The following is a 952-nucleotide window of genomic DNA, read 5'->3' as shown; positions in this document are numbered from 1 at the left end:
GAGTAATAGCCTATCATTAGACAGCGGAAATTTTATTGATTAACAAATCAAAAATAGATCGATTGTCACGATGATTGTATTTGAAAGTAAATTCATCCAGGTAAGCTTGTAGATGCCTGGATGATACTTTATGATACTGACCATAAATCCCTCGCTTCAACAGCGTCCAAAATCCTTCGATCGTATTGGTATGATACTGATCTCTCACGTATTCTTCCTTTTCTTTATTAAGCACCTGGTGCTCTTTAAATGTCTTTCCCAAACCGGCATATCCGCCAAAGCCATCTGTAACAATTGTTGCTTCCTCTTCTACTGTTTGCTCGATAATAGGCTTCATTGTTTTACCATGTGCTTTCTCAATGATTTGCAGTTTTATGCGCCCCGCCCGTTCTAAAATCCCTATAACTGGTTGTTTATCTTCCATGCCGGTGATTTGCTGGCCGCTATCGCGTCTTGCCTGTCGTTTTTTCTTTGAGTGGTTTGCCTTGGCACCTCCAAGGTAAGTTTCATCTATCTCAACTATACCTTTAAAAAGCCCGCCGTCTTCACCTTCCTGCATCGCTTTACGTATCCGCATCTGCAAATACCAGCCGGTATTGCGGTTTACTCCCAGGTCCCTGCTTAACTGGCGTGATGATAAACCCTTTTTTGCATTTAATATTAGCGTAATTGCCAGAAACCATTGAGGAAGCGGCAGTTTAGTACTCTCAAAAATAGTCCCCACCAAAACGCTATAGCTTCGATTACAGCTGTTGCATTGATATCGATGGGTTTGATGTCGCTTACTGCATTGTTTGCTTTTGCAATAAGGACATTCCGGTTTATTTTGCCACCTCAATGTCTCCAGATAACCTATGCAAGTTTCCTGATCGGGGTACTTCTTAATTAATTCTAAGATATTCATTTCCATAAATATACTTATTTTATCTGTCTTTTCATAGGCTATTACCCT

Annotated in this window: 1 protein-coding gene; it reads right to left on the bottom strand. The window is 40.3% G+C overall.

Going from position 1 to position 952, the window contains the following annotated elements:
* Nucleotides 1-16 precede the first annotated feature (16 nt).
* The coding region (locus ACFFGT_RS19190; protein ID WP_377024132.1) for an IS1595 family transposase at nucleotides 17-952 on the bottom strand (936 nt) is incomplete at its 5' end.

Origin of the sequence: Mucilaginibacter angelicae, from assembly GCF_042434235.1 — a bacterium.
GTDB lineage: Bacteria > Bacteroidota > Bacteroidia > Sphingobacteriales > Sphingobacteriaceae > Mucilaginibacter > Mucilaginibacter angelicae.
This window is presented reverse-complemented; position numbering and strand designations above follow the sequence as displayed.